At 44.2% G+C, this 21,495-nt stretch carries 20 protein-coding genes and 1 tRNA gene; 7 read left to right on the plus strand and 14 right to left on the minus strand.

The window, feature by feature from the left end; translation table 11 throughout:
- Positions 1-74: 74 nt before the first annotated feature.
- The 4 genes from aspP to NSU16_RS17040 all read left to right on the plus strand — a co-directional run bounded on the left by aspP (position 75) and on the right by NSU16_RS17040 (position 3,045).
- Positions 75-1,637 (plus strand): aspartate/proton symporter AspP, encoded by a 1,563-nt coding sequence (aspP, locus tag NSU16_RS17025; protein ID WP_229149345.1) that lies wholly within the window; start codon positions 75-77, stop codon positions 1,635-1,637.
- Positions 1,638-1,733: 96 nt separating this feature from the next.
- Positions 1,734-2,318, plus strand: a complete 585-nt coding sequence (locus NSU16_RS17030; protein WP_339191602.1) for a TetR family transcriptional regulator — start codon at positions 1,734-1,736, stop codon at positions 2,316-2,318.
- A 77-nt stretch (positions 2,319-2,395) separates the two neighbouring features.
- Positions 2,396-2,731, plus strand: a complete 336-nt coding sequence (locus NSU16_RS17035; RefSeq protein ID WP_268449058.1) for a multidrug efflux SMR transporter — start codon at positions 2,396-2,398, stop codon at positions 2,729-2,731.
- Complete coding sequence (locus NSU16_RS17040) at positions 2,731-3,045, plus strand: multidrug efflux SMR transporter (RefSeq protein ID WP_268449056.1); 315 nt, start codon at positions 2,731-2,733, stop codon at positions 3,043-3,045. Before NSU16_RS17035 ends, NSU16_RS17040 begins: the two co-directional genes overlap by 1 nt.
- Positions 3,046-3,089: 44 nt before the next feature.
- On the opposite strand, the gene NSU16_RS17045 is transcribed toward NSU16_RS17040, so the two are convergent.
- Together NSU16_RS17045 and NSU16_RS17050 are read right to left on the minus strand one after the other, a co-directional pair.
- Positions 3,090-3,605, minus strand: coding sequence for a DUF3231 family protein (locus tag NSU16_RS17045; RefSeq protein WP_339191605.1), 516 nt, complete (start codon positions 3,603-3,605; stop codon positions 3,090-3,092).
- 153 nt (positions 3,606-3,758) lie between these two features.
- Positions 3,759-3,834 (minus strand) — tRNA-Arg (locus tag NSU16_RS17050).
- Between the two features lie 280 nt (positions 3,835-4,114).
- Between NSU16_RS17050 and clpP the strand changes: the two genes are divergently transcribed.
- Positions 4,115-4,711: an ATP-dependent Clp endopeptidase proteolytic subunit ClpP gene (clpP, locus tag NSU16_RS17055; protein WP_003326811.1), complete on the plus strand. Its 597-nt coding sequence runs from the start codon at positions 4,115-4,117 to the stop codon at positions 4,709-4,711.
- 116 nt (positions 4,712-4,827) lie between these two features.
- Here the strand turns inward: clpP and pgmB are convergent, their stop codons facing one another.
- The 10 genes from pgmB to NSU16_RS17105 form a co-directional block, all read right to left on the minus strand.
- Complete coding sequence (gene pgmB, locus NSU16_RS17060) at positions 4,828-5,508, minus strand: beta-phosphoglucomutase (RefSeq protein ID WP_268472079.1); 681 nt, start codon at positions 5,506-5,508, stop codon at positions 4,828-4,830.
- A complete protein-coding gene (locus tag NSU16_RS17065; protein ID WP_326196696.1) occupies positions 5,505-7,190 on the minus strand; it encodes an alpha-glucosidase in 1,686 nt (561 codons plus the stop codon). Before NSU16_RS17065 ends, pgmB begins: the two co-directional genes overlap by 4 nt.
- A complete protein-coding gene (locus NSU16_RS17070) occupies positions 7,183-9,456 on the minus strand; it encodes a glycoside hydrolase family 65 protein (protein WP_339191606.1) in 2,274 nt (757 codons plus the stop codon). The genes NSU16_RS17065 and NSU16_RS17070 overlap by 8 nt, the downstream gene beginning before the upstream one ends.
- Positions 9,428-10,318, minus strand: a complete 891-nt coding sequence (locus tag NSU16_RS17075; RefSeq protein WP_229149368.1) for a DUF1189 family protein — start codon at positions 10,316-10,318, stop codon at positions 9,428-9,430. The genes NSU16_RS17070 and NSU16_RS17075 overlap by 29 nt, the downstream gene beginning before the upstream one ends.
- Before the next feature lie 4 nt (positions 10,319-10,322).
- A complete protein-coding gene (gene mdxG / locus NSU16_RS17080; protein ID WP_326191780.1) occupies positions 10,323-11,159 on the minus strand; it encodes a maltodextrin ABC transporter permease MdxG in 837 nt (278 codons plus the stop codon).
- A complete protein-coding gene (locus tag NSU16_RS17085; RefSeq protein WP_339191607.1) occupies positions 11,160-12,467 on the minus strand; it encodes a sugar ABC transporter permease in 1,308 nt (435 codons plus the stop codon).
- Between the two features lie 40 nt (positions 12,468-12,507).
- On the minus strand, positions 12,508-13,761 hold the full coding sequence (locus NSU16_RS17090; protein ID WP_339191609.1) for an extracellular solute-binding protein: 1,254 nt from the start codon (positions 13,759-13,761) through the stop codon (positions 12,508-12,510).
- A 93-nt stretch (positions 13,762-13,854) separates the two neighbouring features.
- Positions 13,855-15,624, minus strand: coding sequence for a glycoside hydrolase family 13 protein (locus NSU16_RS17095; RefSeq protein ID WP_339192713.1), 1,770 nt, complete (start codon positions 15,622-15,624; stop codon positions 13,855-13,857).
- 107 nt (positions 15,625-15,731) lie between these two features.
- Positions 15,732-16,682: a LacI family DNA-binding transcriptional regulator gene (locus tag NSU16_RS17100; RefSeq protein WP_010331985.1), complete on the minus strand. Its 951-nt coding sequence runs from the start codon at positions 16,680-16,682 to the stop codon at positions 15,732-15,734.
- A gap of 153 nt (positions 16,683-16,835) precedes the next feature.
- Entirely contained in the window at positions 16,836-17,411 is a 576-nt protein-coding gene (locus NSU16_RS17105; RefSeq protein ID WP_010331986.1) for a TIGR00730 family Rossman fold protein, read from the minus strand.
- Positions 17,412-17,528: 117 nt separating this feature from the next.
- Between NSU16_RS17105 and NSU16_RS17110 the strand changes: the two genes are divergently transcribed.
- Positions 17,529-17,849 (plus strand): MazG-like family protein, encoded by a 321-nt coding sequence (locus tag NSU16_RS17110; protein WP_010331987.1) that lies wholly within the window; start codon positions 17,529-17,531, stop codon positions 17,847-17,849.
- Between the two features lie 29 nt (positions 17,850-17,878).
- Here the strand turns inward: NSU16_RS17110 and NSU16_RS17115 are convergent, their stop codons facing one another.
- Complete coding sequence (locus NSU16_RS17115) at positions 17,879-19,489, minus strand: SulP family inorganic anion transporter (protein WP_168748821.1); 1,611 nt, start codon at positions 19,487-19,489, stop codon at positions 17,879-17,881.
- Positions 19,490-19,507: 18 nt separating this feature from the next.
- Positions 19,508-20,110 carry a carbonic anhydrase gene (locus tag NSU16_RS17120; RefSeq protein WP_173400507.1) on the minus strand — a complete coding sequence of 201 codons (603 nt, stop codon included), beginning with the start codon at positions 20,108-20,110 and terminating at the stop codon, positions 19,508-19,510.
- A 385-nt stretch (positions 20,111-20,495) separates the two neighbouring features.
- Between NSU16_RS17120 and NSU16_RS17125 the strand changes: the two genes are divergently transcribed.
- Complete coding sequence (locus NSU16_RS17125) at positions 20,496-21,473, plus strand: D-glycerate dehydrogenase (RefSeq protein WP_339191611.1); 978 nt, start codon at positions 20,496-20,498, stop codon at positions 21,471-21,473.
- Positions 21,474-21,495: the final 22 nt, after the last annotated feature.

A 21,495-nucleotide genomic window follows, 5' to 3' on the forward strand; every position in this document is an offset into this window, starting at 1 on the left:
TCAGCAGGTGCGTATTGTCTGTTTCATATTGGGCATTGTAAGAAATATAAGGCTTGTTTCTAAGGAGGAAGCGGATGTCTAAACAAGGAAATTTTCAAAAATCGATGTCGCTGTTTGATCTGATTTTGATCGGGATGGGAGCTATCTTTGGATCAGCATGGCTGTTCGCTGTCAGTAATGTCGCTTCAAAAGCAGGACCCTCCGGCGCTTTTTCCTGGATTATGGGAGGAGCCATTATTCTGTTAATCGGACTGGTGTACGCGGAGCTCGGAGCCGCTTTGCCCCGCACTGGAGGCATCATCAGGTATCCGGTTTATTCACACGGCCATCTGGTCGGCTATTTAATTTCATTTGTCACAATTGTCGCTTACACAAGCCTGATTTCGATTGAAGTCACAGCTGTCCGGCAATATGTGGCCTATTGGTTTCCGGGCCTGACCAAAGAGGGCTCTGACTCCCCGACTATCGCAGGCTGGATTTTGCAGTTTGCCTTGCTCTGCTTGTTTTTCCTGCTGAATTATTGGAGCGTCAAAACCTTTGCTAAGGCCAATTTCATTATTTCTATTTTTAAATATATCGTTCCGGTCACGATCATTATTGTGCTGATTTTTCATTTTCAGCCAGGGAACTTATCGGTTGAAGGGTTTGCGCCTTTTGGTTTTACAGGCATACAGGCCGCCATTTCGACCGGGGGTGTCATGTTTGCGTATCTCGGGCTGCACCCTATCGTATCTGTTGCCGGCGAGGTGCAAAACCCGAAGCGTAACATCCCAATCGCATTAATTATCTGTATTATCGTTTCCACCATCATTTATACTATTTTGCAAGTTACCTTTATCGGTGCGATTCCGACAGAAACACTGAAAAACGGTTGGCCGGCAATCGGCCGTGAGTTTTCATTGCCGTTTAAAGATATTGCGGTCATGCTTGGTTTAGGATGGCTTGCAACGCTAGTCATTCTGGATGCGATCCTGTCCCCCGGAGGAAATGGGAATATATTTATGAATACGACGTCTCGTCTCGTTTACGCCTGGGCACGGAACGGCACGTTATTCCGTGTATTTTCAAAGGTCAATCAAGAAACCGGTACCCCCCGGGCGTCTCTATGGCTTTCGTTCGGTCTCTCGATATTCTGGACGCTTCCCTTTCCTTCGTGGAACGCGCTCGTCAATGTTTGTTCTGTTGCCTTAATCCTTTCTTATGCGATTGCGCCGATTTCTTCAGCCGCACTGAGAGTAAATGCGAAGGACTTAAACAGGCCATTTTATTTAAAAGGAATGAGCATTATCGGGCCGCTTTCATTTATATTTACGGCGTTTATTGTGTACTGGTCAGGATGGACAACCGTTTCCTGGCTTCTCGGCTCACAGCTCGTCATGTTTTTGATCTATCTCTGCTTCAGCAAATACGCGCCTAAAGAAGATGTAAGCCTTGCCCAGCAGCTGAAATCAGCCTGGTGGCTCGTCGGATTTTATGTCATGATGCTGATTTTTTCCTATATCGGCTCTTTCGGGCATGGCCTAGGCTTGATCAGCAATCCCATCGATCTCATTTTGGTTGCTGTCGGCTCGCTTGCGATTTATTATTGGGCAAAGTATACCGGGCTCCCGAAAGCCGCGATTGATTATGATAAATAAAGAAGCAGGAGTTTCTCTTGCTTCTTTTTTCGCTTTACAAACGCCATCACTCAAGATAAAATGAATGATAGTCAGTCATTACAGGAGGTGTTCCTCATGCCAAAACAAACATCAGGAAAATATGAAAAGATTCTGCAGGCGGCGATTGAAGTCATTTCTGAAAAGGGACTCGATAAGGCCTCCATCTCAGATATCGTAAAAAAAGCCGGGACTGCCCAAGGAACGTTTTATTTATATTTTTCATCCAAAAATGCTTTGATTCCGGCCATAGCGGAAAACCTTCTCACTCACACGCTAGAGCAAATCAAAGGAAGACTGAATGGCGAGGAAGATTTTTGGACCGTCTTACAAACCTTAATTGATGAGACGTTTCACATCACAGAGCGCCATAAAGATATTATTGTCCTCTGCTACTCGGGGCTTGCCATCGACCATTCCATGGAAAAATGGGAGACCATTTATCAGCCTTATTATTCCTGGCTGGAGAACATCATTAATATGGCGGTTGAAAACCAAGATGTGATTGAAGGCATCAATGCAAAGTGGACGGCAAGAACCATCATCAATTTAGTTGAGAACACAGCAGAACGGTTTTATATCGGGTTTGAACAAGATGAAAATCTTGAAGTATCTAAAAAAGAAATTTTTACATTCTTAAAACGGAGCTTAGGTAAAGCTTAAAAAATGACTGGGTGACACCGCTCATTTTTTAATATCTAAAAATGACTGACGTTCATTCATAAAAAGAGGTGTTTATGTTGTATTGGATGCTTGTTTTAATAGCAGGGCTTCTAGAAGTGGTTTGGGCCTCCTCCCTCAAACATGCGGATACGCTTTTTGATTGGATCATCGTATTTCTATTAATAGCGATAAGCTTCATACTGTTAATCCGCTCTTATCGAAAAATCCCTATGGCCGCAGCGTATACTGTATTTGTCGGAATTGGAACGGTCGGAACCTACATGACCGGGATCTACTTAGGCGAATCCTTCTCAGCAGCCCAAATCTTCTTTTTAATGCTGCTGCTAGCCGGCATTTTAGGAATGAAGCTTTTCACAAAAGAAAGTAAAACTCAGCCGAGAGGTGAAAAATAATGGCGTGGTTTTTATTATTCATTGCGGGTATAGAAGAAATTATAGCTGCGATCGCCATGAAATATATAGACGGCACAAAGAAAAAATGGCCATTTATTGTGATGACTGCCGGATTTGCTTTATCTTTTTACTGCCTTTCACAGGCCATGCAAATCCTGCCATCCGGTGTTGCTTATGCCGTTTGGACCGGTATAGGCAGCATAGGTGTAACAGCAGTCAGCCTGATTTGGTTTAAGGAACGGTTTCAGCTTTCTCAGCTGATTTCTCTTTGCCTGATCCTTGCCGGTGTCATCGGCCTGCGTCTTACGTCTTAATCATAAAAGGGCATATACAGATAGCTGTATATGCCTTTTATCTTTTACTCATCATCTTGATGTTTATGAAGGTGAAGCGGCGGCGGGATCAGCCAGCCCTTGTTTTTCAGCAGCCTTAAGTATTTTGCTCCTGTTGCTGCCTTGCTCATATGAAATTGCCCAAACATCATGGCAATGTCTTCGCGGATCGACTGCCCCATAATTTTGCTGCATGTCACAAGACCCGCAGCATTCTGCGCCGCTGCAGATGCGGCCACATCCGGATCGAGAAACCGCGCGCCCGGCGGAATCTCGTGAAGATCTGCGTCCGGCGGCTCAGGAGAAGCAGGTGGAAGCGCCACGCCGTTTTCTTTCAGAATATTGCTGACCTGTTTGATTTCATCTTGACACTTCTCAATGGACTCATGAAGCAGCTTCTTTAAGTCGGCATCACCAACATGATGCAATAACATCTGAAAATTGCCGATCATTTTATTTCCCGCCATCACATAACTCCACAAGCTGAATACCTCACCATAATGCATCGGTTCTTCTTGCGGATTACCGCTTAAAATTCCCATTGTCATCCTCCTTAGCAAATTCAATACTGTTCATTTACCTACGATGCCCTGCAGGGGGAAAATTATGTATTTGCGAGAATGTTTTCTTGTACAACACAAAAAAGACAAGAGCGGCAATCGCCAAACCCTTGTCTTTCCTGTTGTTCTATTGGACGCGCTCGAAGGGATTCGAACCCCCGACAGACGTGGTACCGGAAACCACCGCTCTATCCAACTGAGCTACGAGCGCATATTGACATATTTTCACTGCGTGATGATAACGTCAGCATAACTCATTATACGGCATTTCAGCTAAAATAACAACCCTCTTTTTGAAAGGGCTGTTTTTTTAAGAAGACACATCATCTTCTTTCAGAACCTCACATACGATGGTTTGAACCGTTGTATTTTTGGGGAAAATGGGAAAAAGAGAAGAGTTTGCATGTCAAGCCAGCTTTTTGTTTGACCTTTATTGACCAAAAATGTATCATGTAACTACATACTTACCTAAAAGGTGAAGGAGGAGCATTATGAATTTAATACCTACAGTCATTGAACAAACGAACCGCGGGGAAAGAGCGTATGACATTTATTCTCGTTTATTAAAGGATCGTATCATCATGCTTGGATCTGCGATTGATGACAACGTTGCGAACTCCATCGTGTCACAGCTTTTATTCTTAGAAGCAGAAGACCCTGAAAAAGATATTTCTATTTACATCAACAGCCCGGGCGGCTCTATCACAGCCGGTATGGCGATTTATGATACCATGCAGTTTATTAAGCCAAAGGTATCTACAATTTGTATCGGTATGGCTGCATCAATGGGTGCGTTCCTGCTTGCTGCCGGAGAAAAAGGCAAACGCTATGCGCTTCCTAACAGTGAAGTTATGATTCACCAGCCACTTGGCGGAGCGCAAGGTCAGGCAACAGAAATTGAAATTGCTGCGAAACGCATTCTCTTGCTTCGCGACAAATTAAACAAAGTGCTTGCTGAACGCACAGGCCAGCCGCTTGAAGTCATTGAGCGCGATACTGACCGCGATAACTTCAAATCAGCCGAAGAAGCAATGGAATACGGCTTGATTGATAAGGTTTTGACACGCAACACAGAAGAGCAAAAGTAATACTGCGACCTGCAAGAGACATGTCTCTTGCAGGTTTTTTCATGCTAAAGGAATTTACATACTGACAAGTGAACATACATACAAAATATCGGAAATGCAGCCCCTTTCTCCTCCTTTCACTTTTGAACAATGTTTATTCTATACGACTTCCACTCTTCATTGAGCACATCAAACGACAAATCGCAAGTTTGCCTGACAATCAAATCAGCATCATGCATTGATTGTTCATGACCGACTCCAACCGCAAACATCCCGGCAGATTTAATGGCGGCGATACCCGCTTCAGCGTCTTCTATTGCCGCACAGTCAGCCGGAGAGACGCCAAGCAGCGCTGCGGCGGTTAAAAATATCTCAGGATCAGGTTTCCCGTTCGCAAGAGCCGTTGGATTAACAATCGCATGAAAATCGTTAATAATCTCTAAACGTTTTAAAACCTCGGGGGCGTTGCGGCTTGAAGATGCTAACCCAATTTTTATCTTTTCGCCTTTTAATTCACAAAGAAGCCTGCCGATTCCAGGCAAAAGATCTTCCGGCGTCAATTTGCTGATCAACGTTTGATAATATTTGTTTTTTTGATGCAGGAGATCTTGCTTCTCCGCATTTGTATACTTTGCTTCTGCACCGCTCCTGATCAGTATGTTTTCAAGCGACTTTTCTCTGCTGATTCCTTTGAGGCTTTCATTCACACTTCGGTCAAAGGGAATACCGATTTGTTCTGCGATGTGCCTCCAAGCGAGAAAATGATATTCAGCAGTATCTGTTATCACTCCGTCTAAATCAAAAATGACTGCTTTCATATGCTGATGCCCATCACAGCTTCATAAGGTGCGAGGCAAATGCTCTTCAAGTCAGCCCGCTCCTCCGAATAGTTGGAAATGAGCACTTTCCAACGCTCATGAATCAGTTCCTGAGGTAATTCGAACAGCGCCTTGTCTTCCGACAAATTCACAACGACGAGAAGCTTTTCCCCTTGATATTCACGGATATAAGAGAAGATTTGCGGGTCATCCTCCAGCAGCAGCTGATAATCTCCATCTATCAAGATCTTATATTGCTTCCGCAATTGAATGAGCTTCTGGTAATAGTAGAAAATCGAATCTAGATCGTCCAAGGACTCCTTCACATTGATTTCATGATAGCGGGAATTTACCGCTATCCAAGGATCTCCAACTGTAAATCCCGCATGTTTTCTGGCATCCCATTGCATCGGTGTTCTCGCGTGATCCCTTCCTTTTTTCGTTACAGCTTTTAGAAAATCTTTTTCTGACATCGTTTTGTTTTCAACGACTAATTCACGATATGCATTTTTTATTTCAAGATCGTCATACATTTCCAGCGGCATATCACTGTTGACCATCCCGATTTCTTCTCCTTGGTAAATAAACGGGGTTCCTTTCATCCCGTGAAGCACCGTTGCAAATGCCTTTGCACACAGCTTTCGCAGCTCGCCGTCATTGCCCCAGCGGGATATGACCCTTGGCTGATCATGGTTTTCAAAATACAGGGTATTCCAGCCGACATTCATTAACGCGTTCTGCCACCTTGTCATTGTCTTTTTTAAAGCGATCAGATCAAACGGCTTGATCTGCCATTTCCCATTTGGCGAATGTGGTTCCGTATCAATATCCATATGTTCAAACGTAAAGATCATATTCAGCTCATGTCTGCTTTCATCCGTATACTTTTTCGCCTCTTCTGTATCGGAACCGTTTGCCTCTCCCACTGTCATGCAATCGTAATGAGACAGCACTTCCCGGTTCATCTCTTGAATAAACTCATGCAGGCGGGGACCGTTTGAATGATAGCGGCCGACGATATAGCGGCGGCTGTCATCTGTTTCGTAGTCCGGAAAATCGATGTATTTCGAAATGGAGCCGATCACATCCATGCGCCAGCCGTCAACGCCTTTATCCATCCAGAACCTCATCAAATCATAAACTTCCCGGCGTACCGCTTCATTTTCCCAGTTTAAATCAGGCTGCTTTTTCGAAAAGTAGTGCAAATAATACTGCCCTGTTCCTTCATCAAATGTCCACGCCGGCCCCGAGAAGATCGACCCCCAATTGTTCGGCTCTGAGCCGTCCGGTTTTGGATCTTTCCAAAAATAATAATCCCGGTAAGGATTGTCCATTGACTTGCGGCTTTCAGCAAACCAGGCATGCTCATCTGACGTGTGGTTCACGACCAAATCCATGATGATTTTCATTCCGCGCTGATGCACTTCATCAATTAACTGAAACATATCTTCATTTGTCCCAAATTTTCCGTACATGTTTCTGTAGTCGCTGATGTCATAGCCGTTATCATCCTGCGGGGAATCAAACACCGGGGAGAGCCAGATCACATCCGCCCCGAGATGTTTGATGTAATCCAGCTTTTGAATCACGCCTTGCAAATCCCCGAATCCATCTCCATTGGAATCATAAAAACTGCGCGGGTAAATTTGATAAACAACAGCTTCTTTCCACCATTCACTCATCAGGCGTTCTCCTTTCATATCGCTCATTTAGCACAACCGGCTCCTCATAAACTTTCATGTGCAGCGGCTCGCCTTTTAAAATTTCAAAGATGGCGCTTTTTTCGTCAACCGTAACATTGATTAAGCGGTGTCGATAATTGATTTTGAACGAATATCCATCCCAATCTTTCGGCAAAAACGGAGCAAATGACAGCGTCTCATTCGTGACGCGCATGCCGGCAAAGCCCTGAACGATCGCGAGCCAGCTCCCCGTCATTGATGTAATATGCAGGCCTTCTTCCGTGTCATGATTGTAATTGTCAAGATCAAGCCTTGCTGTACGCTTACATAATTCAAGCGCTTTCTTTTCCATCTTAAGTTCGGCTGCGAGAACCGCATGGACAGAGGGCGACAGGCTTGATTCATGAACAGTCATTGGTTCATAAAATTCAAAGTTTCGCCGTTTTTCTTCCATTGTAAAACGGTCATGAAAAAGATAAATGCCTTGAAGCACATCTGCCTGCTTAATAAAATTCGAGCGGAGAATCTTGTCCCAAGACCAATTCTGATAAAGGGGCCGCTCAGCTGGATCTAATTTATCCGCTGATTGCAGGTCTTTATCCAAGAATGTGTCATGCTGAATGAAAATTTGCAGGTCTTCACTATACGGATAGTACATGTGCTGAATGATATTTCGCCAGACCTTCAGTTCTTCTTCCTGCACATCAAGCAGGCGGTGTTTTTCCGCTGAAATCCTTTCGAGATTTTCTAATGTGTACTCCAACGTCCAAGCCGCAATGACATTTGTATACCAATTGTTGTTGACATTGTTTTCGTATTCATTCGGTCCTGTGACGCCGTGGATCATATATTTGTTTTTTCGTTTTGAGAAGTGAACGCGGTCCGCCCAAAACCTGCTGACACCAACAAGAACGTCTATCCCGTATTCTTTCATATAGTCGTTGTCGCCTGTATATTGGATATAATTATAGATCGCATAGCAAATCGCGCCATTGCGGTGAATTTCTTCAAAGGTGATCTCCCATTCGTTGTGGCATTCATCACCTGTGAACGTCACCATCGGGTAAAGTGCCCCCTTCAATCCCAATTTAGCGGCATTTCGTTTGGCAGCCTCCAGATGGTGATAACGGTATAAAAGCAGGTGTTTCGTCACTTCCGGATCGGCAGCAGCCAAATACATCGGCACGGCATATGCCTCAGTATCCCAATATGCGGCGCCTCCGTATTTTTCGCCTGTAAATCCTTTCGGCCCGATATTCAAACGGGCATCGCCCCCGTAGTATGTCGAGAATAACTGAAAGATATTGTAGCGGATTCCTTGCTGAAGTTCCTCATCTCCTTTAATCTCTATGTCTGCTTTTGCCCATCTTTCCTTCCATTGATCAGTGTGCCTTTGTCTTGCTTCATCATATCCGTTCTCTAGAACATCCGCCAAAAGCTCCTTGCCTTTCGATAAAAGCTCTTCCTCCCGAACATCACGGGAAGTCGTGACAATAATAAACTTTTTCAAAGAAGCCTTCGTTTGGTAGCTGTAGCGATTCTCAGCATACATGCCAGCTGTTTGAAAGCTTTCACTGACAAAGCCTTCTGTCACGTTTGCCATTGCTGCCGAAACAGTAAAACGCGGTGTTCCAAATGGATTTTCAATCGTTTTTGTGATGACATGGCCGCGGTGAGAATCAGCCCCTTTCGCTTCTTCCTGCCAAAATTGTTCCTGGTAGTTAGAATCTTCATTTGCGACATTTCCGTCCAGGTAAGGAACAAGCGTAATGACAGCATCTCCCGTAAGGCACTCCGCTTCGTAATGAATTGCACAAAGCTCTTTAACGGCAAGGCTAAGAAATCGCTCAGATCTGATTCTGACGGTTTTATCCTGAATGCGGGCAACAGCGCTACGCCGCAGAATCCCCTCTTTCATATTAAGTTCTAACTCAAATGATTCGATTTGGTTTTGATAGAGATCGACTTTTTCACCATCAATATATAAGTCTATGCCAATAAAATTCATCGCATTGATCACTTTGCCGAAATACTCCGGATACCCGTTTTTCCACCAGCCTACCCGCGTTTTGTCAGGGAACCACACGCCTGCGATATATGTGCCTTGATGGCTGTCACCTGAATAGCCTTCTTCAAAATTCCCTCTGACACCCATATAGCCGTTGGCAAGAGAAGTCAGGCTTTCCTGCAGCCGCATATGTTCCTTTTGAAAATGATTTGTTTTGATTTGCCATTCATCAATCTCGAATAACCGCTGATTTATCATAATTTCCTCCTGAATGTAAGTTTCCATTATAACGGCGGGTTTTGGTCAAATATCTAAATGCAAAAGAGATCATCAAAGTGACGCCACAAGAATGGATCATCAATACAGTGATCAAGTCAAAATGAACCATGCCGACAGCAGCTGCCACAAAGGCTGGCAGTGCTGATGCGCAAATCGCTATAGATGCCGCTTCCTTAACTGACGCAATTGAGATCATGTTTGATAATTTTGTGATCCACATGCCTCCCGCAAGAACAGCCGTCAAAAAAAACTGGATCATAAAAATCACCGCATATGCCAGCATCATGATCATCGGCTTATACTGTGACAGCCACCATTTATTGATAAAACGCTCTACATCATGGGTGTTTGGATTCTTAAGCTTAGCGTCCATTTTCGCATAGCGAACAGAAAACCCCGCCCCATTTTGATCGGTGATGATCAGATGATCAGACTGAAATATAATTGCGTTATCATATCCAGCCACTTTCAAACGTCCATTTTCACCGCTCGTCTTAAACTCATGCTTCATATCAACCGCCAGCAAATTCTGTCCATCTTCAATCCGATCAGAGCTTTTCCCGCCTGTCAATTTTCCGTTTTTGATTTGAAAGCCTTGTAATTGATCAGCAAATCGATCATTGACCTTTTGAATAGCTGACGGCATGAAGGATTGAACGTTAAAGCGATCCATTTTCATAAACGAAACCGTCAACGGCGCCATCAAACACGCAGTTAAAAACATAAAGAGAAAAGAGAGCTGCAGCCAGCTGAATGTATTCCTATAACGGCAAACACCTGACGGAGATGCGGCCGCTTTCAGGCAGCGAATCATAAAGTTTTCATTTTGCAGATTCTTCATCGAACTACCCCTTTGTTCCGCCGGCTGTCAGCCCGGACACAAAGTTCTTTTGGAGAAAAAAGAACAAGATGCATATCGGCAGTGCGGCAAGTATCGCTCCGGCCGCAAACAGGGCGACTTTTTGCTGTTGCGGGTTTGAAATGAATGATTGCAGCCCCACAGCGATGGTCAGCCTTTCCGGTGCGCGAAGCAAAAACTTCGCCAGCAAATAGTCGCCAAACGGGGCCATAAAAGCCCAAAGCGCTTGTACCGCAAGCATCGGCTTAACAAGCGGCAAAACAATTGATGCGAAAATCCTCAGATGTCCCGCACCATCAATTCGCGCTGCTTCATCAATTTCTCTCGGCACAGTATCAAAATAACCTTTCATCAGCCACGTGTTCATCGGAATTCCGCCGCCGATATAAATTGCTGTCAAAAACCAGTATTGATCGAGGGCGCCTATCAGCATGGCCAGGACGTAAAAAGCAGTCAGCGCTGCCATCGCCGGCACCATTTGAATGATTAAAAAGAATACCAGGCTCTTTTTTCTGCCTGCAAACCGATACCGGCTGTACGTATACCCGGCGAGTGTCACAATCGTAACCTGTAATACCATGACCGATAGCGCAATGACAATTGTATTGCTGTACCAATGAAGATAAAGCGTCTCGTCAAATAACCGCTTAAAATGGTCCAAAGTCCAAGAACCCGAAAAATCAAGCTGAAAAGCCGCCACATTCCCCACACGGAAAGCGGATGTTGCCGTAATCAGCAGCGGATATAGAATGACGATACTTAACAGCGTCAAAAATAAATAAGTACAGATTCTATTAAGCATTCTGGCAGTTCTCGCGTTCACCTACATAACCTCCTCATTGCCAAAGGCATTCGATTTTTTAAAAGCAATCAGAGAAATTCCTATGACAATGAAAGAAATTAACAATGTAACAGCCGCCGCAACAGAATATTGCGGTGATGTGCCTGTTGTCAGTTTATAAATCCAAGAGATTAAAATATCGGTCGACCCGGCGCCTGCTCCCGCGCTGCCCGGTCCTCCCTCATTAAATAAGTAGATGATCGAGAAATTATTAAAATTAAATGTATACTGGGTAATCATCACAGGCGCTGTCGCAAATAAAATCATCGGGAATGTAATATGTTGAAAACGCTGAAAAAAAGTGGTCCCGTCAATCTTTGCCGCTTCATACAGTTCACCTGGAATCGCCTGAAGCACGCCCGTTACCATGACATAAATATAAGGAAAACCGAGCCAGGTCTGAATCATAATGAGAGCCGTTTTCGTCCAGAAAGGATCGGTCTTCCACGCGATCGACGGCAGCTCTACAAACGGCAGGTGATTTAATAATGGAATCACCTGTGCATTCATCGCCCCTACGCTGTCGTTAAACATGTTGGAAAAACTCATGATTGTAATAAAAGCCGGAACAGCCCACGGAAATAAGAAGATCATTCGATATATCCGCTTGCCTTTTATAAAATCCTGATTGACGAAAAGAGCCGTCACAATACCCAAAATGATTTGCAGCGTTGTCGCACAGATTGTCCAGATGATTGTCCAGCCCAGTACATTCACAAATGTTTCACGATAGGAGCCAAGGAGAAAAATATTCAAGAAATTCTTAAAACCGACCCAGTCAATCAGACTATTAGGCGGAATATGATAAAAATCATAGTTTGTTAATGCAACAAACAGAGTCACCAAAACCGGAAAAATAATCACAAACACCATCATGATATATGCCGGCAGTGTAAATAAATATGGAAACCCTTTATCTCCTGCATGACAGATCATGTCCCTGGCTGTTGTATTGACCTTCAAACCCGCCGCTTTCATAGCGGCGGTCTTACGCGAATCATAAATATTAAAGATATAGAACATGAGGAACATCAGCGTCACGATCAATTGCAGTGTGCCTTCAATCAGCATAAACAGTGAGTGGTCTTTACCGGGAACACTCCCCAATGTAATCAATCCGGTTAGCGCCTGAATACCGAAAACGCATAATTCAAGAACAAACAAACCTGTGATGACCAGAAACAAGATCCCCTTTGAAAACTGATGATTCGCAAATTGCCCAAGCCCTGGAATGATCGATAAAAGCCCTGCCTTTCGTTTTTGCTTTGCATGTGTGTGGTGTTGATTCATTTTTTTCGCCCTCTATTCTTCCGGACGCTACCCCGCCGTTTTATTTCACATACTTTTCTTTTATATTTTCCTTCATGACGTTTACAGCATCATCCGCTGATTGTTGTGCTGCTTTTTTTCCTGTAGCTGCATCAAAAATCAAACTTTCCGCTCCTGTCCATACCTCAGCCATTTCCGGAATATTCGGAGTTGGTGTCGCTGTTTCATATTGTGTAATCACAGCTGACGTCAGCTCATTTTTTTGCTCATCCGCTTTCTTCCTTGCAGCTGTGTTGGCCGGAACTTCGTTTGTATCGTCATAAAAAACGTAGGCATTGGCATCATTTGTAGCATACTCAAGCCACTTTTCAGCCAGTTCGGGTTCTTTTGTATATTTTGAAGCAACCCAGCCCTTGCCGCCGGCAAAAGGGGCGTATTCTTCTCCGTTTGGCAATGTCGGAATAGGAGCCGCTCCGTAGTTCAATTTAGCCTCTTTATAGTTGGCAGCTGACCAAGGTCCGCCGATGATAGCAGCCGCTTTGCCATCTAAAAACATCTGCTGAATAAAATCATCTGCGCTTGAATTGTCTTGCATGCCTTTTGGCCAATAGGTTTTAAACCATGTCTCCGCATATTTCACAGCTTCTACTGCCCCTTTATTGTTCAGGCCGATATCCCCGGAATCTGTGCCGTTTTTCCCAAACACGTATCCGCCGTAACCCGCCAATAAACCGTATGACATATAAAAGTCAGTCCATTTCGCTAAAAATCCGGTTGATTTTCCTTTTTCTGAAGCAAACGCAAAGCGGGAATCCTTTGCTAATTTTTCAAGGTCTTTAAATGTTTTTGGTGCTGTTTTTAAAAGATCCTTGTTGTAGTATAAAACAAGTGTTTCAATGACCAGCGGCATTCCATACACCTTACCGTCAACCGTCACCTGCTGCATTTCTTTATCGCCGAAACTTTTTGTATGAGATGGCTTAATGTCTAGCAAATGTCCCTGCTGGCCCAAACCGCCGATCCGGTCGTATGCTGCAAGCATCACATCAGGTGCATTCCCCGCCGGACCATCGAGAGGAAGCGCTTCCAATTGATCGAACATTTGCTTTTCAACAATTTTTATTGTGACATCATTCTCTTTTTCAAACTTTGCTTTGATGCTTTCAATGTATTCTTTATAGGTTTCTTCAACAGACACAGTCAGTACCTTTTTGCCGTCAGAGCTTGCCAGATCTTTTGAACTTGAGCAGGCGGCAAGACCGAATGTCAGGACTGATGCTGCCAATAAGGCGAAGGCCTTTTTAAAAACTACCATCTCTTTTCCCCCTTCTATTTCGAATCTATAACAATTGTATGGCTCTGCAGAAAGCGGTTACAACATCTTTCGATTTGTTACCGATAACAGAATTTAACCAGGGGCGGCAGCACCCAAAATAAAAAATTCTCCCGGCTGAATGGCAATCACATCGCTATGATGAAGCGGCTGCTCTGTCCATACATCGTAGATTTTCTTATTTCTTTCAATATTCAAATCTTGCAAACTGACATGTCGAGCCGCGTCCCCTTGATTAAAGAAATAAATCAGTTTTTTTTCATCAAGAGTCCGTGAAAAACGAATAAAATTGTTTTGGTCATCCAGCAGATTCCACTCAAGAGTTCCTTCAGTTAATACAGTGCTTTCCTGTTTGCGTAAAGCAATTAACCGTTTCATAAATGTGTGCATCTCTTGGTTTTGCTTCTCTTTGTCCCAAACCATACATTTCCGGCATAACGGATCATTTTCGCCGTCCAGCCCGATTTCCGTTCCGTAATAGATGCATGGTGAACCTGTCTGGGCAAACATAAAGGCCAGCAAAGCGCGTGCTTTTTTCTCGTCATTTCGGCATCTGGTCAAAAGGCGTTTTGTGTCATGGCTGTCCAGTAAATTAAACATCACCTCATTGACCTGCTTCATCCCATTCATCAAATGTGCATTTAACCGGTGGGCCATACGCGAGGCTGGAATCGCCCGGTCAGCAAAATATTCAATCATAGGCTCTGTAAAAGGATAGTTCATCACCGCATGAAATTCATCTCCTCTTAGCCAAGGTTCGGAAGAATGCCAGATTTCTCCCAAAATATAAATATCAGGCTTTTCTGCTGATACGGCTTGCTTGAATGTCTTCCAAAAAGCGTGATCCACTTCATTTGCCACGTCCAAACGCCAGCCGTCAATGTCAAATTCGCGAATCCAATACAAAGCAATATCAAGCAAATATCTCTGTACCTCGGGATTAGCCGTATGTAACTTCGGCATATCGGGAGTAAACGCAAATGTATCATAATTGCCTTCTGTGACAGGAAAAGAGTGAATATGGAACCAGTCTTTATAGCGGGATTGAGCTCCGTTTTTCACGACATCCTGCCACTGTGGAGAAGCACTGCCTATATGATTAAAAACAGCATCAAGCATAATTCTCATCCCCCGCTGATGAATCTGGCTGACCAATGTGCGAAAAAGCTCCGGATCTCCAAAATGCGGATCAATGGAATAGTAATCCAGCGTGTCGTATTTATGATTAGAAGGCGCGGAAAAAATCGGAGTTAAATAAATTCCGTTCACCCCTAAATCCTCTACATAATCAAGCTTGTCAACAATTCCTTGCAAATCTCCTCCAAAAAAATCATTGACGTCCGGATCCTTGCTCCCCCACGGCAATACATTTTCCGGCGATAAATCTTCTCTACCATTAGCAAAACGCTCCGGAAAAATTTGATACCAAACCGTTGATTTGGCCCACTCAGGCGCTTGGAATGTATCGGTCTCATGAACAAATGGAAGTTTAAAATAATAATGTATCGTCTCCAGCGTTTTTTCGTTATAAGGGCATACACCTGAGCTTCCGAAAAAGATGTCTTCATGATGGTCTGTTACAACAAACGCATATTGCAAACGCCTGAATGGCGGCACCACTTCAGCAAACCAATAATCATGCATGTCCGTTGCGGCGATTTTCCTCATCGGATGCTCGTTTGCCGCCCACCTGCCATCGTTGTACTCATAAGGATCGCCCCAAATCAATCGAATGTGATCGGCATCACCTTTTTTCGTCCGAATCTTGATATGCACTGTCCGCCCGTCATAAGAATAAGCATCAGAACTGAATGGCTGATGATGAATCGCTGCATATTCCATCATGTCTCCCCCTTTGATTTCCGTTTTAAACCGGTTCAATTTTGAAAGTATCATGATGAAATCGCAGGAACAATCCTTTTTGCCTTGTTATCGATAACAGAATAAGGCTCTTACAGAGTCGATTCACGCACGATTAACTCCGGCTCAAAAAATAGATGTCCTTGGGGAGCACCGCCTTCATTCATTTTTTTCAGCAGCATTCTCGCACAGGCCTCACCCATTTCAACTACTGGCTGTCTGACTGTAGTCAACCGGGGCGAGGAGATGCGATCAAGAAAAACACCGTCATTCCCGGTAACCGCAACGTCTTCCGGAATTCGTTTTCCAAGCGATTGCGCCGCACGAATGACGCCGAGCGCGATTCGATCGGATGCGCAGACAAACGCTGCCTGTTTGTCCATGGATTTCAGTACTTCTCTTGCAAGGCATTCACTTTTCTTAGAACTGTTATCGATCCGAAACATATTCGTTTTGTTAAAGCTTTCATTCATCGCACGAATATACCCCTGTTCTCTTGAGCGTTCGAAAGGCTCATCTAAATCAATGCCAAAAAAGACAACTTCCCGCTCGCCCAGTCCCATGACATGGCGTGTTGCCATAAAAGTGCCTTTTTCGTTATTCACATCGATAAAGTCAAAGCCCATTTCATTTTGCCCAAATACGACTAGCGGTTTTTCAAAAGCTTTGATCACACCTTCAAAATCGGACTTTCTCAAGCCAGTGGCAATAATACCGTCGCATTGCCCAATATTAAGAGAATTTCTTGTCACAAGCTGCAAAGCATAATGGCGGCGATCCAGCTCCCGGCTGATTCCGGTCAACAAGTTCATGTAATACGGCTCTGTCGTATCCATTTCCTCGAGAATCAACAGTTTGACAACCTGTGTTCTGTTTTGCACGAGCGCTCTTGCCGCATAATTAGGGATGTAATTCAGCTCTTTCATCGCGGAATGAACGAGCTTTTTTAATTCGTCTGTCACCGTCTCAGGATGATTGATCACTCGTGATACCGTCATTTTCGAAACATTTGCTTTTTTCGCCACATCTGACAATGTTGCCATTTTCATCCCCTCCTCACCTGTGCTTATTACGCCTATCCAAACTAGTGAAAAAGTCCTTTATTATAGTAAATTATACTATGTAACCATAAAGAAACTAAAAAAGAGATTTCCTACAGGAAACCTCACATTGTAATAATCAGCTTTGATTGCTCACTAAATTTCTGTCCACTTTTTCTCTAAAATCGGATATGAGTAGTTCTTCATTTGCTCAATTAACTCATCGGGCCGTGAAGAGCTATGGATCAGTTTAAGATGAGAGTCGTTAGAAAATCCTTCTTGAATGCTGTATTTGATCATTTTCATCATCGGTTCAAAATATCCGTTGACATTATACAGTCCGATCGGCTTTTGATGAATGCCGATCTGCGCCCAGCAAAGCACTTCAAATAATTCTTCATATGTACCGAAACCGCCAGGCATGGCGATATAGCCGTCAGCCAGTTCGCTCATTTTTGCCTTTCGTTCATGCATGCCGTTGACTTCAATCAGCTCTGTCAGATTTTGATGGACAACCTCTCCGCTGAACAGGCCGCTCGGCATCACTCCAATTGCAGTGCCGCCGTTTTCCATTAACGCATCGGCAATCGCGCCCATCAAACCTACTCGAGAGCCCCCGTATACCAGGCCGATTCCCTGCTCTGCCATATACACGCCAAGCTCCGTCGCTTTTCTTTTATACGCTTCATTTCCCCCCGGGTTTGAGCCCGCAAATACACAAATTGTTTTCATCTTGTCATCTCCGCATCTATATATCGTGTTAACATTCAAAAAAACACACTATATATTGTCCCACCTTCATGTGATAATATCAATATGAAATACATAAAGAATGCAGGAGTGATGATGTTGCAGCTGGCAGATGCTGAAAAATGGATGAAAGAGTTTTACGAAAAAAGGGGCTGGACGGAATACGGACCGTTTATTCGAGTCGGGTTTTTAATGGAGGAAGCCGGAGAGCTGGCACGGGCTGTCCGGGCGTATGAAATCGGCAGAGACCGGCCGGATGAGAAAGAATCGACACGAGCTGAGCAAAAACAAGAATTGATTGAAGAAATGGGAGACGTCATCGGGAATATCGCCATCCTTGCTGATATGTACGGCGTTTCATTAGGTGACGTGATGAAAGCCCACCAAGAAAAACTGACAAAACGATTTGAGCATGCATAAAAAAAACGGCCGCAGTCGGCCGTTTTTTTTCACCCTGTGATTTCATCATGATGATCAAAGAAATGCTGCTTCCCTATTTTGTGAAATAGGCCTGTTTTATGCAGCAGCTCCCTAGGCTGAGACTGCAGTCCTACAATCATCAGCTTTCCGTTGTGGCGTTTAATTCGGTTCATAACGTTCCCAAGCACTGCTTCTGCGGATGTATCCATGTAATGCACTTTATTCATGAGCAAAATGAGGGTCTTCGGCTTTTTCTGTACATGCTCTAACAGTGACGATTCAAGTGAATCAATCGATCCGAAAAACAGCGGTCCTTCTATGGAGTACATGCTGACCGAAGGATCTGTCCCCTGCTCCCTCTTAGCCGCTTTCGCAAGAGCTGGATGAGACTCCTGATTGTGAATACGGGTCGCTTCGCTCATTCTTCTGATGAAGAACACAAATGCGAGCAACAATCCGGTCGCCACACCGACGATTAAATCGAACAGAACCGTCAGGACAAAGGTAGCGGCTAAAATGAAGGAATCGGCGTTTTTCAGTCTCAGCATGTTTGCGACTTCCTTCCGCTCACTCATATTCCATGCGACAACCATCAAAATCGGCGCCATACTTGCAAGCGGAACGTGGGAAGCATAAGGCGCGAATACAAGCAGTACGAGAAGAACCACGACGCCGTGAACGACACCTGAGACAGGTGAAACCGCTCCATTTTTAATATTGGTTGCCGTCCGCGCAATCGCTCCGGTAGCCGGGATTCCGCCAAACAGCGGCGCGGCCATATTCGCAATCCCCTGGCCGACAAGCTCTTTGTTGCTGTCGTGCTTTGACCCTTTCATATTATCGGCAACCATCGCGGATAATATGGACTCGAGGCCGCCAAGAAGCGCGATGACAAGCGCTGCCGGAAACAGCATGACCATTTTATCTATTGTCAGCTCCGGAAACTGAAATTCCGGCAAATGGCGAGGAATTTCTCCATAGGTTGAGCCAATCGTTGCCATGCGGTCAGGGAAAAACACAACCGCAACAAGCGTGGAAATGAGAAGAGCCAATAAAGCTCCGGGTATCTTTGGCATCACTTTGGCGGATACAAGCAAAATGACAAGTCCGATGACCGCTGTCAAAATGGCATATCCGTTAAAGGTGCCGAGCTTCTGTGCAATTTCAAACATGTTGTGATGAAAGTTCTCATGTTTTTCTACGTTTTTCAAACCGAGAAAATTAGCGATTTGTTCAGTGAAGATTAACACGGCGATTCCAGCCGTAAATCCGACGATAACTGGCTTCGGCACGTACTTCATAATTTTGCCGAGCTTAAACAATCCGAACAGCACCAGCATGACGCCTGCCATAAACCCCGCTATCAGCAGATTTTCCAGCCCATACTGCATCACGATACCGAATAAAATCGGGACAAACGCGCCTGTCGGACCGCCTATTTGATATTTAGATCCCCCGAACAAAGAAATACAGATCCCCGCCACAACAACAGTATACAGCCCATATTCAGGCTCGACTCCCGAGGCAATGGCAAACGCCATACCTAAAGGAATTGCCACGACTCCTACTACGATACCTGCAATCAGGTCTTTCTGAAATTTCTGTAAATTGTATCCCTTGAATCTCCCAGAGAATCGCATATTTTGTTAAAACCTCCCTTATGAATTAGTCTTTATGAACTCAGTTTCATAACCGTTAATCACGACGTCAAGTTTGCCTGTCTCCGGGTGTATCACAAGCCCGTGAACCGGCAGCTTTTTTGGCAGAAGCGGATGATTCTTGATCAGATTGACACTGTGGGAAACGCTTTCTTCCACACTGTGAAAGCCGGTCAGCCAGGTTTTCAAATCTAATCCGGCGCTATCAAGTAAACTCAGGCAGCTTGCTTCTACCCCGCGTTCCTTTGCTTTTTCTAGAATTGAGGTAGCATTCAGGCCTGACATCCCGCATTCATGGTGGCCGATGATGCAAACCTCTTCCGCCTGCAATTCATAAACGGCGACCAATATGCTGCGCATGACACTTCCAAATGGGTGAGAAACGATGGCTCCCGCGTTTTTTACAATCTTAGCATCGCCGTTTTTAAGCCCCATTGCTTGCGGAAGAAGTTCTGTGAGTCTTGTATCCATACAGGTAACAATAACGAGCTTTTTTGAAGGGAATTTTGTCGTTTTGTAGGGTTCGTACTTCTTCTCTCTGACAAACTGCTGATTGTGTTCCAAAATTGATGTTAAAGAAACCATTCTAAATTCATCTCCCATCCATATGATTTTGCAAGCCTTCTTGCCTAGCTTACAGTAAGGAATTATAGCATAGGAACAGGCCGCGAAAAGGCTTTCATTAAAAGACGATCTAATTGGACTGTAAAATAAAAACATAAACATTTATATCTTTCAAAGATAATAAAATTTATATTTATTGAATCCTATAATCCAGGTTTTGCTGATATTTTGGTGATTTGTCTGACAAAAAATATAGGCGAATTCAGATAATTAAAAAACTTATTTAAGCAGAGGCTGCTATTTTTTCATTCATCGCAATCATTTTAAGTTCAAAAGAACCAGAAATTTAACAAACGCAGCAATATTTCTAACTTTTATCTCTTTCCGATATAATAAAATAGACAACAGCCATAAAGGGGGAGCCTTGTTGAAACCATTTGTATTTATCACCAAACCCATTCCTAAAGAGATTGAACACATGATCAGTGAGCATTGCCGTTATGAGATATGGCAGGAGGATTCACTTCCACAAGAGGTGCTATTCGAGAAAATGAAAGATGCTGAAGGGCTTTTAACGACTGGAACATCTGGGCCGTCCATCAACAGCGAGCTGCTTGAACATGCTCCTAAGCTGAAGGTCGTCAGCAATCAATCCGTCGGATACGATAATTTTGATATAGAAGCGATGAAAGAAAGAAGCGTCGTCGGCACTCATACGCCTTATACACTGGATGATACAGTGGCAGATCTGGCCTTTTCTTTAATTCTTTCATCGGCCAGACGTGTTGCTGAGCTTGACCGTTTCGTCCGGGCCGGTAAATGGGGTACGGTTGAAGAAGAAGACCTTTTCGGCATTGACGTCCATCATCAAACATTAGGCATTATCGGTATGGGCAGAATCGGCGAGCAAGCGGCCAGACGCGCCAAATTCGGTTTCGATATGGACGTGCTTTATCATAACCGCCACCGCAAACAAGAAACTGAAGAAAGCATCGGCGCCAAATACGCTGAACTTGACACACTCCTGGAGCAATCAGATTTTGTTTTGCTGATTACTCCGCTGACTGACGAAACGTATCACATGATCGGGGAACGCGAATTTAAACTGATGAAGGATTCCGCAATTTTCGTCAATATTTCCCGGGGAAAGACAGTTGATGAAAAAGCCCTCATCCGCGCTCTTCAAGAAGGCTGGATTCGTGGTGCCGGTTTAGACGTGTACGAAGAAGAACCTGTCGCAAAAGACAATCCGCTCTTGCAGCTTCCCAATGTCACACTACTGCCGCATATCGGCTCAGCAACAGCGAAAGTGCGCTTCAATATGTGTAAACAGGCTGCTGAAAACATGATCGCAGCTATCAAAGGGGAAACACCGAAAAATCTGACAAGAGAATTTCGGTAAATTAAAAAATCCGGTCTGATGA

Origin of the sequence: Bacillus sp. FSL K6-1003 (genome assembly GCF_037964945.1) — a bacterium.
Classification (GTDB): domain Bacteria; phylum Bacillota; class Bacilli; order Bacillales; family Bacillaceae; genus Bacillus; species Bacillus mojavensis.